The sequence below is a fragment of the Ancylobacter moscoviensis genome (genome assembly GCF_007559435.1).
Lineage (GTDB): Bacteria > Pseudomonadota > Alphaproteobacteria > Rhizobiales > Xanthobacteraceae > Ancylobacter > Ancylobacter moscoviensis.
Genome location: NZ_VMBP01000003.1, coordinates 362,548 through 375,668 on the forward strand (window position 1 = coordinate 362,548; position 13,121 = coordinate 375,668).

A 13,121-nucleotide genomic window follows, 5' to 3' on the forward strand; every position below is an offset into this window, starting at 1 on the left:
TCAGATGCCGAAGACGAAATAGCTCAGCACGAGCCGCACGCGGCCGCCCGTGAAGCTTCCGCCGAGCGCGGTGATACGCAGTGGCGTCGCCGCATAGAAGGCCTGCGGCCCGATCACGCCGATATTGGTCGCGCCGGCGGCAATGCTCAGCAGCCCGCCGAACTTGGATGTCTCCTCGGCAACGCCGACCTCATAGGCCGTCGCTCCGGTCGCGGTCTCCAGGGTGCGGCTGGCCACGGCGAGGCAGATCGCCCGGTTCGGGATGGCGATGCTGCTCTCGACGAAGGCCCCGGCCAGCGCGAGATCTTCCTCGACCACCCGCAGCGTCGCTCGCCCTCCCGAGGCCGAGCCGACCAGTATGTCGCGCCAGCCGCTTCCATCGAACTGGAGCGCGCGCGTGTCGCTGTCCACATAGGCGCGCCAGCCCGCGCGCGGCATCAGGAAGCGCCAGCCGCCACCGTCATGCAGCGCGATCTCGTTGTCATGCCCGGTCCACTCGCCGCCCGCCCCCGGCGCCACGATGTGCCGGTCGCCCGGCTGGGGCGCGGCGGGCGGCACGGTGCGCAGCCGATCGATCACGCCGAGCTGCGCCGCCGCGTCGAGTAGCAGCAGCGCCTCATTGTGCGTCACATGCTTCTGCGCCTGCGCCGCCGCCATCAGCGGCAGCGCGAGATGGGGTGTGGTCTCGGACATGAAGAACTCCGGCCGCGCTCCCCTGCGAGGGAGGCGAGTTGAGAGAGATCAGAATGAGAGGAGTGTCGAAGGCCGCAGGAACCCTCGCCCCCGTCATGGCCGGGCTCGACCCGGCCATCCACGCCTTCCGCTCGGCCGCCGAGCCAGTCATGGATGCCCGGCCGGGCTGGGCATGACGGTAAGGGGGCACGCCTCAAAGCCGCAGCCGCGCCTCCAGCGCCGCGCCCGCTCCGACAGCGGCCGAGAGCTGGGCGATACGCACGTCGAGGAAGCCTTGCGGCGCGCCGAAATCGGCGATCTCCTGCGCCGCCTCATAGGTCAGCGCGGGGGTGCTCACGGTGAAGGCGCGCACCACCGTCGCGCCGTTCAGGATCTCGACGCGGTAGGCCTCGCTCGCCTCACCGAGCGGCACCTCGACCAGATCCCATGAATCGCCGTCCGCCCGCGTGCGGCGGGTCCAGCCCAGCGCGATGCCGGCCGGGATGCGCCGGGCGCGCGCATGCGCCGGGGCAAAGGGAAGCCGCGCCGCCGGCCCGATCGTCGCCGCAAGCTCGCTCACGGCGGCGTCGCCATGGTCGGCATTGGCCCGGCCGATGCGGTAGACGACGGCGCGCCCGAGCATGTCGAGCCCGGTCGCCACCGGCACGAGGTTCGCGTCGACGCGCATCAGCCGCGTGCCCGCCGGCCAGATGGCACCGGCCCGCGCCTCGGTGCCGAGCTGGCCGCGCAGCAGCCCGGTCAGCCGCCAGCGGCGCTCGCCGGTCAGCACCGCCTCGGTGAACTGGATCACCTCCGCCTCCCCGGAAGGGGCGATCAGCGCCAGCGCGTTCGCCCCGCCCAGTACCGCCTCCTCGCTCGCCCCGGCGACCAGCCCGCCGTCGAGCTCGATGTCGAGGCTCGCGCGGCTCCAGCACCAGGGCCGGCCCGGCGCCAGGTCGGCCAGCGTCGCGCCCGTCACCGCCGGGGCCGCGAGGGTGGCGACCGGCTGGAAGCTGCCGCCGTCCACCGCCCGCCACACATTCAGGCCGCCCGGCCAGGGCGCGACGAAGGCGCCCATCCAGGCCAGCACCGCGCCGCCCTCGCCGCCCGGCAGCGCCAGTTGCAGCAGTTGCACCTGCGGCGGCCCGGCGCTCGCCGGCACCTCCATCTGCGCCGGCCGCCCCACCCGCACCGCGAGGTCGAACACGGAAGGGTCGATGCCGCGTGCGCTCACCGCCCGCGCCTCGCGATCCTCGATAGCGGTGATCTCCAGGAGCCGCGCCCGCCCGTCGCGGTCGAGCCGCACGAGGTCGCCCGGCTCCAGCGCGAGGCAGGAGGGCGGCAGCGCGAAGCTGGCGCTATCCCGCCCCGCCCACATGTCCTGCAGCCACATCTCCGCCAGCCCCGCCGCGAGGCCGGGATCGGCCACCATGGCGATGTCGAGCCCGGTCTCCGCTCGCGCGCCACCGGCAAGGCGGCGGGAGGCGGCGGTGGCGCGGCGGTAGTCGGCCGCCCCGTCGATGAAGCCCAGCGTGGCGCTCGCCGGCAGCTCGCCTTCCGCCGCGCGCACCAGTTGCGGCGCCGGTACGCCCTCGCCGGTCACGATCTCCGCGTCGGTCAGCACCGCCCGCACCCGCCCGCCGCGCGGGCGCAGGGCCAGCGCGCCGCCGCGCTCCGTGAGGTCGAAGCCGAAGCCGCGCGCCAGCGGCTCCAGCGCCGCCCGCGCCGTCATCGGCCGGTCGATCACATAGCCGTCGACGACGCCGCGCAGCGCCGAGGTATCCAGGCCCTCGACGCCGAAATCCACCGCCAGCCGCGCCGTCAGCTCCGCCAGAGGGGCGGTGCCGAGCCGGCCGGTCAGCCAGTGCCCGCTCTCCCAGTTCGCCCCGTCCGCCCACACGTCGCGGGCGAGCGGGAACACCGGGAAGGGCCGCGCGTCCCAGGTCCAGGCATAGATCGACGCCGGGTCCACCATCCGCCCGCCCGGCAGGCCCGGCGCCGGCGGGTTGACGGCGAGCGAGCCCGCGAAGCCGGCGAGCGTCGCCTCGAGGTGCCGGCGCTGGATCAGGTCGTCGCGCCGCCCGCTGGAGAAGGGCGGCACGCCGCCCTCGGCGGATTTCGGGTCGGGAAACACGCTCGGCCGGTTGGCGCCCTTGTCCACCGCCGGGCAGCCGATCTCGGTCAGGCGGATCGGCTTGGAGCCCGGCACCCAGGCCGTGGGCGAGGCGAGCCGCACCCCGCCGACGCGCTCGTGATGGGCGTTGCCCCACCACGAGGCGACGTCCTTCTGGCGGTGGATCCACGGCTCGCCATAGGCCCCATCCGTAATGGCCACGCGCGCCTGCGCGGCGCGGGCCGCCTCATCCGCGTAGTACCAGTCGAACGCCTCGCCGGCGTTGAGGTTGCCGCCGAGATAGGCGCGGTCGTAGCCGCTCTCATGGGCCGCCGCGTCGAGATGGGCGTCGCCGTCGCGCCAGTCGGCGAGCGGCGGGTACCAGTCGATGCCGATGAAATCGAGCCCCGGCGCGGCCCAGAGCGGGTCGAGCGGAAACCGCACCTCCGCTCCCCCGTCCCGCACATGCGCGCCGTATTCCGTCCAGTCGGCGGCATAGCCGACCTGCGTGCCCGCGCCGACGATCGCCTTCACTTCCGCCGCCAGCTCCGCGAAGGCGCCCGCCGCCGGATAGATGCCGGGGCCCGAGCGCACGCGCGTCAGCGCCGCCATCTCCGAGCCGATGAGGATCGCCTCCACCCCGCCGGCGATCCCCGCCAGCGTCGCGTAGTGCAGCACCATGCGGCGCAGCGTCCATTCCTCCGGCCCGGAATAGACCACGCGCTGCCCCGCCACCGCGTAGTCCGCCGCGCCGGCGGCGCCGAACAGCGCCGCCACCTGCGCCCCCGCCGCCGCCGTGCCGTCGGGCGAGCCGGGCCGGCCGGGCGCGGGGTGGCAGGTGATGCGCCCGCGCCAGGGATAGGCCGGCTGCGCGCCCGCCCCGCTCCACGGGTCCGGCAGCGCGTTGCCGGCGGGAATGTCCATCATCACGAAGGGATAGAGCGTCACCTTGATCCCGCGCGCCTTCAGCGCGGTGATGGCCATGACGATGCTGTCGTCGGCCGGCGTGCCGCCATAGGCCGGCCGCCCGTCGTGCTGGCTGACCAGATAGGCGGAGGCGCGCGTCTCGCCCGCCACGCTCCATTCCTTGTTCAGGCCGAAGATCTGCGTCGGCTTGTGGCGCCGCTCGACCCCGGGGCGGACCTCGCACGCCCCCGCTCGCAGGTCGGTGCCGAACCAGGAGACCACCAGCGCCACCCGTTCCAGGTTCGGGCAGCTCGCCAGCAGCTGGTCCAGCGCGGCGGAGAAGTCGCTGGGATGGGTCGTCACATGCCGGCTCTCCGGCTGGTAGACGCCCGGCCGGTCGCCCCGCACCACCTCGCGCGGTTCGTAGCCGAACTCGGTCGCGCCGGGGATCATCGTCACCGCCCGGAGCTGGTTCTCCAGCGCCCCCACGGCCCGCTCCACCTCGATGGAGATCTGCGGCAGGCGGTTGCCGAAGCCCACCAGCGGCAGCCGCTCGAACACCACATAGGCGAGCCCGCGATAGGCCGGCGCCCCCGGCGCGCGCGCCTCGATCAGCGGGTCGGGCAGCTGGTCCTCGCCGCCGCGGTGCAGCCGCACGGCGAGCCGCGTGGTGTCGAGCAGCCGCCCGTCCGCCCAGATGCGGCCGATACGCGTCACCGGCCCCTCGCACAGCCCCACCGCGAAGCTGCCGAAATAGCGGTAGGTCGTCGTGGTCACGCCCCCGGCGAGCTCCCCGCCCTTGCCGCCGGCCGATTGCGTCTGGGTCGAGACCACCTCCTCCACCGGCGCCGCCCAGATCACCTGCCCCGACAGTCGCGCCCGGCCATAGAGGCGCGGCATGGCCGCCCCCTCGGTCGAGGTCATGGTGACGAACTCGGTCAGGCGCGGCCCCTCGCTGCGTCGGCCGGGGGTCAGCACCATGGAATCGATGGCCGCCCCGCCGAGCGCGCCGAGCGCCCGCCCGGCCATCGCCCCGAGCGGCCCGAACAGCGCCCCGCCGATGGTTCCGCCCAGCGCGCCGAGAACAAGTGTGGCCATGGAAGCTCCCGATCAAATGGCGGACAAGACGCCGCCGGCTCCCTCTCCCCGCCGGGAGAGGGTTGGGGTGAGGGGCTTCCGCCGCCTCCCCTCACCCGTCGCTGCGCGACGACCTGTCCCCGCCGGCGAGAGATCAAGGAAAGCATCGCTTCCGCCCGCCTGCGGACCGTCCGGGAGGGCGGCAGGAGGATGAACACCGTCATGGCCGGGCCTGTCCCGGCCATCCACGCCTTCCCCGGCCGGAGGCCGCGCATGCCGGCGTGCCCTCACGCCCCCGGAAAGGCGAACGCAAAGGCCAGCCGCCGACGCCACCAGGGCGCGAGGAACACCTCCGCCACCGCCGCCCCGTCATGAGCATGCACCATGCGCTCCCGCGTCACCAGCACCGCCGCGTGCTTGGCGGGAAAGCCCTCGCGCCAGCGGAACAGCAGCACGTCGCCCGGCGCGGCGTCTTCCGGCGCCACCGCGCGCATGTGCCGGCCTGCCGCCTGCGCCATCCGTTCGGCCTTCGTCGCCTCGGCCCAGTCGGGCGCGTAGGGCGGCAGCAGCTGCGGCTCCGGGCCGATCGCCGCCCGCCACACCCCGCGCACCAGGCCCAGGCAATCCGCGCCCTGCCCCTTCAGCGAGGCACGGTGCAGATAGGGCGTACCGATCCAGCCGCGCGCCTCGGCGACGATGCGCGCGCGCAAGGCCTCGCCCTCGCTCGTCTCGCCCCCGCCCATCTCGCGCCCGCCCATGTCACGGCCCATGTCACTGCCCTCCCGGCACGGCGATGCGCAGCACCGCGTCATTGCCCGGCATGTGCGGGAAGCCGCGGAAATTCAGGCTGTTGGCGAAGCGGTCGCGGCAGGTCTCGAAGCGCTTGTCGCAGCCCGCACTCACGGTGAAGGCGTCGCCCGCCGCCATCGGCTCGGGCGGGCGCTGCCACAGCTCCAGCCGCACCCCGCCGGCCGTGCCGTGCGTCTTCACCTCGGTGACGAAGCCCTGATTGGCGCCGGAGGTGAAGGCGAGCCGGCCCTGCGTGAACCAGCCGGCGGCATGGGCTTCCAGCCCGGCCGCCACCACCAGCCCCGGCCCCTCCACCGCCGCCACCGTGCCGGCGCCGGCATAGGCGGGCGAGGCCAGCGCCACCTTGCAGCGCACATCGCCGAGATCGGCGTCGCAGCCCGAGGTGAACAGCCGCCCGCGCACCACGTTGAGCTGGTTCGCCTGTCCGCGCAGCTCGGCGGTGAAGCTCCCGCCCTCGCGCCGCACCTCGCCGAGGCTCGCCCGCCGCAACAGCAGGAAATGCGCCGGGGCCGACCAGTCGGCGAGGATCAGCTCGATCCGCGCTCCGTCATAGCGGCCGGCGTCGAGATCGGCCTCGTCGATCAGCTCGGAGGTCAGCGCCGCCGACATCTCGCCCCCGCCCACCGCGAAGCCGAGCGCGGCCGCGTCCTCGCTGCCGCCCGCGCCGCTGGCGGAGCGAAAGCCCGTGCCATCGACGAACAGGTCCTCGTCATGTTCGGTCAGGCCGATCACGGCCCCGTCGCGGCGGGTGATGCGCCAGCAGCGCGCCAGCGTCGTCACCCCGCCGGCGAGAGACGCGGCAAGCGGCGCGGGAATATCCCTCATCGGCAGTTCCTCATGGTTCGATCCGCCCTTCCCGGCAGGCGTCACCCTTCCGCCCCCGCCCGGTCTCCGTCCTGACCGGCACAGTGCCTTCCTGAGGTACCCGGCCAGCGGCCGGGCCTCGAAGGAGGCTCGCCCCGACGCCACGGTCCCATCCTTCGAGGCCGCCTGCGGCGGCACCTCAGGATGACGGTGCTCCGCCCCTCAGATCCGTATCTCCAGGATCGGGATGCGCGGGATCTCCCCCGCCTCGAAGGCCGTGAGGTTCACCTCCAGAAAATCCGTGTCGAAGCGCACCGGCACGTCGAACAGGAAGCCGGCGGTGACGCTCGCCCCGGCGGGCGGCGCATGGCCGGCAAGGAAGCTCACCGCGCCACTGGTCGGGTCCGCCGTGAAATGCGCGCCGGCCGTGCGCTCGGCTCCATTGACAGCAACCCGCACGGAGCCGGCCACCGGCTTGGCGATGGGCCGCACATAGGGCGCGTGCGCCCCGCCATAGGTCTTGGCCAGCGCGAAGACCATGCGCGCGCCGTCGCCCGTGCCGATGGGCTGGTCGAACGGCGTCGGCGCGGCGCCCGGCGCGGCGGAGGAATGGTCCAGCCGGTCGCGCCAGCGGAAGCCGTGGAGCCGCCCGCGCCGCTCCTCGAAGAAGGCGACCACGCCTGAGAGCTGCGCCAGCGATTTCACCCCATAGCCGGCGTCCCAGCGCCGGCGCGAATGGGCGAGCCGCGTGTTGCGCTCCTCGCGGCCGGTCAGCGTGGTGACGATCTCCGTCGCCCGCTCCGGCCCGCCCGCCGCGCCCAGCGCGATGTCGAGCGGGAACAGCGTCTCGTGAAAACCCGGCATGTCGGCCACCCGCAATTCTGGGAGATGGATCGAAATCTCGAGGCGCGCGAGGAAGGGCGCCATGGCGAAGGCGCCCCGGCGATCGCTCACAGGGCATCCCGGCCCATGCCGGGACTTCCGCATCATGTATCGGTGGCCGCTTCAGCACTGGCTCAGGCCGCCAACAAGAAGGGTGGGAAAAGGTAGCTCAGAGGCTCCTTTCCCCGCGCGCCACCGCGCGGGCCACCAGCCCGGCCAGATAGGCGTCGGAGCGGCGGAAGGCGCTCGGGTCCGGCGTGGCGACGTTCACCGTCACGCTGACGCCGCGCCGCCCGCCACCCGCCGCGACGCCGAGCCGGCCGTCCGGGCCGCGTTGCAGCGGCAGGATCGCCTCGGCCCCGCTCTCGCCCATCAGGCCGAGATTGCCGCCGGCCATCGGGAAATAGGTCGGCGCCGCCACCACCCCGCCCTGCGCGAAAGGCAGCACGCGCCCGCCGGCCAGCGCCCCGCCGCTGGCGAAGCCCAGCGCGCCGCCGATATTTCCCAGCCCGCCGCCCACAAGGCCCTGCAGCAGGCCGGCGAGCCCCTGCTCGAGCGGCTTGAACGCGATGTCCAGCGCCAGCGAGGACAGCCGCGACGCCAGCGAGCGCAGCACGTCGTCCGCCTCGCGCCCCTTCACCGCCGCGCCGATCAGCGCGTCGCCGAGCGAGCGCCCGAACCCCTTCGCCAGCCGCTCCGCCTCGCCGATCTCGCGCCGGAAGGCGCTGGTGTCGGCGTCGATCTCCACCGTCAGCTTATCGTCGGAAAAACCGTCAGCCATGTCGTGCCCGCTGCTGGAGTGATGCCATGATCGCCCGCGCCGCCGGCCCGAACCGGAAGCGTCACCGGCGAGCGGCCGGTGCCAACCGTTAGCGCGAGCGGAACGGCCCATCGCCGCGCGCCGGAACGCCCGTTAAGGACGGACCGGCGCCGTTCTGTCCCGGCGCGGAACCGGGTGCCCCGAGCGCCAGCGCCGCCCTCCCGGGCCGTCGCGCGCCCCGCGTCCGCTCCCTCTCCCCGCCGGGAAGAGGGTTGGGGTGAGGGGTCTTCGACGCTCCGCAGGGATCTCCAACGCGCCGCAAGCGCGCGCCCCTCACCCGCCGCTATGCGGCGTGGCGCGACGCGCCTCTCCCATGGGAGAGGTCGAAGCAACCGCCACCACACGGCGGGCACCCATCCGTTCCCCGATCTGCCCGGCCTACGCCGCCCGGACAAGCGGCGCTTCGCGCCGTGCCGATCCGGGACCCAGGAGAAACTCTTCGGCCGTCTCCCCCGACGCATACAGAATGCCCACGGTCTCGGAGGTGAGGCGCCAGTTTGCGGAAGCCGTCTCCCCGCCGCATGCGTAGACCTCCCCACCTCCACGCGTCCCGCCCGCCGGGGCTCGCTCCCCTCAATCGGGGAACCGCGCCATCAGCGCAGCGAGGCCCGCGCGGTCGAGCGGCGCGTGGGCCGGGCCGGTCTCCCGGCCGATGGCCGCCGCCAGCTCGCGCGGCGTCAGCCGCCAGAAGGCCTCGGAGGACAGCCGCAGGCGGCCGAAGCCGAACGCCATCGCCGCCTCCCACGGAAACGCCCGGACCGCATCCGATCCGCGCTCCCGCGAAGTCCCGTTCAACGCCCCGCCGGCCCGAAAGGGCGGCCGTCCTCCGCCGCCCCTCCCTCGCCGGCGACATCGGTGCCGGCGACATCCGCCGCGCCCGGCGGGGAGACGGCACGCCCCGCCCCTTCCCCCGCCGCGCCGAAGGTGGCGGCGATCAGCTCGCCGACGATCCGCGCGAAGCCGGCCGCGCCGCCCGGCGTGGTCATGCGCGCCACCTCGTCCTCGGTGACGCTCTCGCCCGCCCCGCGCAGGCCGGCCGCCACGATGCGGATGGCGTCGCGCGCCGAGAGCCGCCCGCGGGCGAAGCGCTCGGTCAGCGCCACCAGGTCCTGCGCCCCGAAGGCGTCCTCCAGCTCGGCCAGCGCGCCGAGCGTGAGCACGAGGGTGCACGTCCGCCCGTCGAGCTCGGCGGCGATCTCGCCGCGATGCCGGTTCGCCATCGTCGTCCTCACAGCGCCGCGAAGGTGATCTCGCCCGCGCTCTCCAGCGCGATGTCGAACGTCACCTCGCGGTCGTGTTCGGCGGCGATCTCCAGCGCGGTGATCTGGAACGGCCCCTCGATGGCGCCGAAATCCGGCACCACGATCTGCGCCTGGCGGATCGTCCCGTCGAAGAAGCTCTGGCGGATCAGCGCGTCCGAGGCGGCGTCCTTGAACACCCCCGAGCCCGCCACCGCCGCCCGCTTCACCCCGGCCCCGGCGAGCAGCTCGCGCCAGCGCCCGGCGCTCTCGGCGTGGGTCACGTCGACCGGCTCGGTGTTGAAGGCGATCTGCCGCGAGCGCAGCCCCGCCACGCTCGCATAAGCCGTTCCGTCGTGGATCTTCAGCAGGAGATCCTTGCCCTTCTGCGCCGCCATCGGCTCGATCCTTTCCTTGCAGGGGCTCGCGCCCGTCGGTATTCAGAGACGGTTAACCGCGATGGGGTAGATTGCCTCCCATGCGGTGCCCGGATGCGCCGCGCGGACGCTGACGATCTGGTTCAGCAAACGCCGCCAAGTCGCTTCATCTTCAGATTCAGATTCACGCAGATTCCCGAGTCCCCGGAGTCGCTTGCGGCCAGTTCCTCACACATCGGGAAAACCTCAATCGGTTTCTGTCACCGCGCGAAACCGCAGCAGCGCGCGGTAGCTGCGTCCTCCCGGCTCGCGCCGGATCTCGGCGCTGGAAAAGCGCAGATTCACCAGCCGGTGGCCGGGCAGCTCGAGCGCCGCGTCGTGCAGCGCCTGCTGCACCAGATGGGCGAGCGCGTGCGCCTCCCCGTGCCCGCCCTGGCGCGACCAGACGGCGAGCGTCATCCGGTGCTCCTCCCCGCTCTCGGTGGCGGTGGACCAGTCGGTCACCTGCGCCTCGCCGAGCGTCACATAGGGGAAGTCCGGCGCGCCCGGCGGCACGTCATGCACCCGCCCGCCGCCCAGCGCGGCGGTCAGCGCCGCATCTCCCGCCAGCGCCGCATGGATCGCCCGGCGCAGCGCCACCGCCGCGCCCGCCATTGCCCCGCTCATCGGCGCCCCCTCCCGTTCGGCCGCGCGGCCCGCCGCGCCGCCAGACCGGCCAGCCTGTCGCGCAGCGCTTCCAGTCCCCTCAGGCGGATCGCGAACCTCACGGCGTCTCCTCCCGGCAGTCGCAGACGAGCCGCCGCCCCCGCCCCTCGGGATCGCTCACCGCCTCCACCAGGAAGCGCCGCGCCCCCAGCCGCAGCCGGTCGCCCGGCTGCACCGTCGCCGGCGCCCGCAGGCTCACCCGGTGGCTCAGCACCGCGCCGGGCCGGTCGGCGATCTCCGCCGGAGCGGCGCCCGTTTCGATCGCGCCCCACAGCGCGTCCACGGCGAGGAAGGCGCGCGTCACCCCGCCCATGCCGTCCGCCGTCTCCACCGGCGTCTCGTGCACCAGCCGGTGCCGCAGCGCCCCCGTGCCCGTGCCCATGCCCCCGCCAGGCGCGCTCATAGCCGCGTCACCCGGAAGGGCGCGACCAGCGCGTCGAGCCGGGCGGGAAAGGCCGCCCCCGGCCCCGGCACGTCGCGGTGCTCGTAGAAATGCGCCAGCACCACCCGCACCGCCTCGACCAGCGGCGAGGGCACGTGGTCGGCGCTCGCGCCATGCCCGGCCACGATGTCGATGGCGATGCCCGCCAGCGCCCGCCCCGGCGCCGGCACGCCGCCGCGCGCCACCCGGATCAGCCCGGGCAGCCGCGCCGTGTCGGCGGTGAAGGCGTCGGCCGGCACCGCCACCTCGGCGCCGCCGGCATCCACCACATGGACGGCGAGAATCTCCCGCAGCGGGTTCACCGGCACGGGGATCAGCCCGCTCGCCGGCCAGGCGTCACGCACGATCCGCCAGTTCTGGTCGATCAGCGCCCGCCGCGTCAGCGCCTCCACGGTCGCCCGCGCGGCGGTGATCAGCGAGGCGATCAGCGCATCCTCGGCGTCGTGGTCGACGCGCAGATAGGTCTTGGCCTCGGCGAGCGTGATCGGCTCGGCCGCCGGCCCGGCGAGAAGGATCGCGGGCATGGATGCTCCTGCAATATGTCTGGAAGGCCCGCCCCACACGGCGACGTCATGGCCGGACGTGATCCGGCCATCCACGCGGTGCCGCCTGGACGCGCCTGGCAAAAAGATATGGATGCCCGGGTCAAGCCCGGGCATGACCTCGTTCATGCGGGTGCCGATTGACGTCGCGCCCTGCCGCCGCCACAACGGCGGCGCCCACACCCGGAATCTCCGATGCGCCGCCTCATCCTCTCCGCCCTCGCCGCCTTCGTCTTCACTGTGCCCGCCCACGCCATCGTCGGCGGGCGCCCGGCGGATCCGGCGCTGAAGGCGGAAACGGCGATGATCGTCTCGACGCGCGGCGCCTCCTGCACCGGCGTGGTGCTGGCGCCGAACGCGCTGCTCACCGCCGCCCATTGCGTGCAGCCGGCGGCGGATTACGCGGTGGTGGTGTTCGAGGCCGGCGGCGCGCCGCGGCTGGTCCCCGTCACCCGCATCGCCCTGCACCCGGCCTATGATCCGAATTCCTTCGAGACCCGGCGCCCGACGCCGGACCTCGCCGTGGTCCGCCTCGCCGAAGGGCTGCCGTCGAGCTTCCGCCCGGCCGCGCTCTCCGACCAGCCGGCCCTGCCGGCCCGGCGCACCGCCTTCACCATCGCCGGCTTCGGCGTGACGAAGGACGGCGACGGCAAGTCGGCCGGCACGCTGCGCAGTGTCGATCTGCCCAGCATCGGCACCACCGGCGGCATCATGGTCCGTCTGTCCGACGGCGCGGCCAAGGGCGGCTGCACCGGCGACAGCGGCGGCCCGGTGCTGCTCGACGGCGTGGTCGCCGGCATCATCGGCTGGTCCACGGCGGCCGGCGGCGCGCGTGGCTGCGGCGGCGTCACCGGCGCCACCCTCGTCGGCCCGCAGCGCGCCTGGATCGACGCCACCGCGCGCGGCATGGGCCGCTGAAGCGGCGCCCGCGCGGCGCCGACGCACCCCTCACGAACCGCCCGCGCCGGTCCGGCTCACCGCCTCCCGGTTCCCCGGCCCGTCCCGGGCCGGCCTGTCGAAAACGCCCGGCCGCTCCATCGTGGGGCAAGCCCCCGCTTCCCCGTCCGCACGGCCAATTCATTGCACATGCGCAATGTCGTCAGCGCCATAACACAACTGGCAATGCAGCCGGGCCGAGCCTAGCTTCTCCTCATGAAAACGGCGCGGCCACAACGACCCGCCTCCACTCTTCAGGAGAAGTCACCATGAACAAGATCCTCTTCGCCGCCGTCGCGCTGGCCACCTTCGGTTCCGTCGCCGCTCAGGCGGATGGCGGCCGCGATCCCAGCCTCTACGGCCGTCCGGCCGTGACGCAGATCGTCGAAGGCCGCAACGCCGCGGTCGCCGTCCCCACCGTCTCCGACGCCTACATCAAGGCCTCGGTCGCGCAGGATGCCCGCAGCAATCGCTGATCCCTTCCGACAACCCTTCCCGACAATCCGGCGCCCCCATGAGAGCGAGCGCCGGTCCCCGACAGGAGATTCCATCATGAACAAAATCGTTCTTGCCGCCGTCGCGCTGGCCGCCTTCGGTTCCGTCGCCGCCCAGGCGGATGGCGGCCGCGATCCCAGCCTCTACGGTCGTCCGGCCGTGACGCAGATCGTCGAAGGCCGCAACGCCGCGGTCGCCGTCCCCACCGTCTCCGACGCCTACATCAAGGCCTCGGTCGCGCAGGACGCCCGCAGCAATCGCTGATCCCGCATGACTGACCGTCTTGAATGGGGCGCCCTTTC

14 protein-coding genes and 1 pseudogene are annotated in these 13,121 nt (G+C 73.9%); 3 read left to right on the forward strand and 12 right to left on the reverse strand.

Features of this window, described 5'->3' with window-relative positions; translation table 11 throughout:
• The 12 genes and pseudogenes from FO470_RS11740 to FO470_RS11795 form a co-directional block, all read right to left on the reverse strand.
• On the reverse strand, nucleotides 1-693 hold the full coding sequence (locus tag FO470_RS11740) for a DUF2793 domain-containing protein (RefSeq protein ID WP_144343140.1): 693 nt from the start codon (nucleotides 691-693) through the stop codon (nucleotides 1-3).
• 193 nt (nucleotides 694-886) lie between these two features.
• Nucleotides 887-4,789, reverse strand: a complete 3,903-nt coding sequence (locus FO470_RS11745; RefSeq protein ID WP_144343141.1) for a baseplate multidomain protein megatron — start codon at nucleotides 4,787-4,789, stop codon at nucleotides 887-889.
• A 266-nt stretch (nucleotides 4,790-5,055) separates the two neighbouring features.
• Nucleotides 5,056-5,511 carry an NlpC/P60 family protein gene (locus FO470_RS11750; RefSeq protein WP_144343280.1) on the reverse strand — a complete coding sequence of 152 codons (456 nt, stop codon included), beginning with the start codon at nucleotides 5,509-5,511 and terminating at the stop codon, nucleotides 5,056-5,058.
• 28 nt (nucleotides 5,512-5,539) lie between these two features.
• A complete protein-coding gene (locus FO470_RS11755) occupies nucleotides 5,540-6,403 on the reverse strand; it encodes a DUF2163 domain-containing protein (protein WP_144343142.1) in 864 nt (287 codons plus the stop codon).
• Between the two features lie 201 nt (nucleotides 6,404-6,604).
• On the reverse strand, nucleotides 6,605-7,246 hold the full coding sequence (locus FO470_RS11760) for a DUF2460 domain-containing protein (RefSeq protein WP_144343281.1): 642 nt from the start codon (nucleotides 7,244-7,246) through the stop codon (nucleotides 6,605-6,607).
• 187 nt (nucleotides 7,247-7,433) lie between these two features.
• The gene (locus tag FO470_RS11765; protein WP_144343143.1) at nucleotides 7,434-8,045 is read right to left on the reverse strand and encodes a phage tail tape measure protein; all 612 of its coding nucleotides are present in this window, start codon (nucleotides 8,043-8,045) and stop codon (nucleotides 7,434-7,436) included.
• A 612-nt stretch (nucleotides 8,046-8,657) separates the two neighbouring features.
• Entirely contained in the window at nucleotides 8,658-8,879 is a 222-nt protein-coding gene (locus FO470_RS11770) for a rcc01693 family protein (RefSeq protein WP_272482972.1), read from the reverse strand.
• A gap of 98 nt (nucleotides 8,880-8,977) precedes the next feature.
• Nucleotides 8,978-9,304: pseudogene (locus FO470_RS11775) on the reverse strand (gene transfer agent family protein); the annotation flags it as partial.
• Nucleotides 9,305-9,312: 8 nt separating this feature from the next.
• Nucleotides 9,313-9,720, reverse strand: a complete 408-nt coding sequence (locus tag FO470_RS11780) for a phage major tail protein, TP901-1 family (RefSeq protein WP_144343146.1) — start codon at nucleotides 9,718-9,720, stop codon at nucleotides 9,313-9,315.
• 225 nt (nucleotides 9,721-9,945) lie between these two features.
• Nucleotides 9,946-10,353: a DUF3168 domain-containing protein gene (locus tag FO470_RS11785; protein WP_144343282.1), complete on the reverse strand. Its 408-nt coding sequence runs from the start codon at nucleotides 10,351-10,353 to the stop codon at nucleotides 9,946-9,948.
• Nucleotides 10,354-10,462: 109 nt separating this feature from the next.
• Nucleotides 10,463-10,807: a head-tail adaptor protein gene (locus tag FO470_RS11790; RefSeq protein WP_246659569.1), complete on the reverse strand. Its 345-nt coding sequence runs from the start codon at nucleotides 10,805-10,807 to the stop codon at nucleotides 10,463-10,465.
• Nucleotides 10,804-11,370, reverse strand: a complete 567-nt coding sequence (locus FO470_RS11795; protein WP_144343147.1) for a head-tail connector protein — start codon at nucleotides 11,368-11,370, stop codon at nucleotides 10,804-10,806. The genes FO470_RS11790 and FO470_RS11795 overlap by 4 nt, the downstream gene beginning before the upstream one ends.
• Before the next feature lie 213 nt (nucleotides 11,371-11,583).
• Between FO470_RS11795 and FO470_RS11800 the strand changes: the two genes are divergently transcribed.
• From FO470_RS11800 to FO470_RS11810, 3 genes are all read left to right on the forward strand, one after another.
• Nucleotides 11,584-12,306, forward strand: coding sequence for a S1 family peptidase (locus FO470_RS11800; protein ID WP_144343148.1), 723 nt, complete (start codon nucleotides 11,584-11,586; stop codon nucleotides 12,304-12,306).
• A gap of 287 nt (nucleotides 12,307-12,593) precedes the next feature.
• Nucleotides 12,594-12,800, forward strand: a complete 207-nt coding sequence (locus tag FO470_RS11805; RefSeq protein WP_144343149.1) for a hypothetical protein — start codon at nucleotides 12,594-12,596, stop codon at nucleotides 12,798-12,800.
• 76 nt (nucleotides 12,801-12,876) lie between these two features.
• Nucleotides 12,877-13,083, forward strand: a complete 207-nt coding sequence (locus FO470_RS11810; protein WP_144343150.1) for a hypothetical protein — start codon at nucleotides 12,877-12,879, stop codon at nucleotides 13,081-13,083.
• The last annotated feature ends 38 nt before the right edge of the window (nucleotides 13,084-13,121 follow it).

Excerpts from the sequence above, each read along its gene's own strand:
- FO470_RS11765 (WP_144343143.1), bottom strand. The coding sequence starts at position 8,045 with ATGGCTGACGGTTTTTCCGACGATAAGCTGACGGTGGAGATCGACGCC.
- FO470_RS11795 (WP_144343147.1), bottom strand. The coding sequence starts at position 11,370 with ATGCCCGCGATCCTTCTCGCCGGGCCGGCGGCCGAGCCGATCACGCTC.
- FO470_RS11760 (WP_144343281.1), bottom strand. The coding sequence starts at position 7,246 with ATGCCGGGTTTTCACGAGACGCTGTTCCCGCTCGACATCGCGCTGGGC.
- FO470_RS11745 (WP_144343141.1), bottom strand. The coding sequence starts at position 4,789 with ATGGCCACACTTGTTCTCGGCGCGCTGGGCGGAACCATCGGCGGGGCG.
- FO470_RS11750 (WP_144343280.1), bottom strand. The coding sequence starts at position 5,511 with ATGGGCGGGGGCGAGACGAGCGAGGGCGAGGCCTTGCGCGCGCGCATC.
- FO470_RS11810 (WP_144343150.1), top strand. The coding sequence starts at position 12,877 with ATGAACAAAATCGTTCTTGCCGCCGTCGCGCTGGCCGCCTTCGGTTCC.
- FO470_RS11740 (WP_144343140.1), bottom strand. The coding sequence starts at position 693 with ATGTCCGAGACCACACCCCATCTCGCGCTGCCGCTGATGGCGGCGGCG.
- FO470_RS11785 (WP_144343282.1), bottom strand. The coding sequence starts at position 10,353 with ATGGCGGGCGCGGCGGTGGCGCTGCGCCGGGCGATCCATGCGGCGCTG.
- FO470_RS11805 (WP_144343149.1), top strand. The coding sequence starts at position 12,594 with ATGAACAAGATCCTCTTCGCCGCCGTCGCGCTGGCCACCTTCGGTTCC.
- FO470_RS11790 (WP_246659569.1), bottom strand. The coding sequence starts at position 10,807 with ATGAGCGCGCCTGGCGGGGGCATGGGCACGGGCACGGGGGCGCTGCGG.
- FO470_RS11755 (WP_144343142.1), bottom strand. The coding sequence starts at position 6,403 with ATGAGGGATATTCCCGCGCCGCTTGCCGCGTCTCTCGCCGGCGGGGTG.
- FO470_RS11780 (WP_144343146.1), bottom strand. The coding sequence starts at position 9,720 with ATGGCGGCGCAGAAGGGCAAGGATCTCCTGCTGAAGATCCACGACGGA.
- FO470_RS11800 (WP_144343148.1), top strand. The coding sequence starts at position 11,584 with ATGCGCCGCCTCATCCTCTCCGCCCTCGCCGCCTTCGTCTTCACTGTG.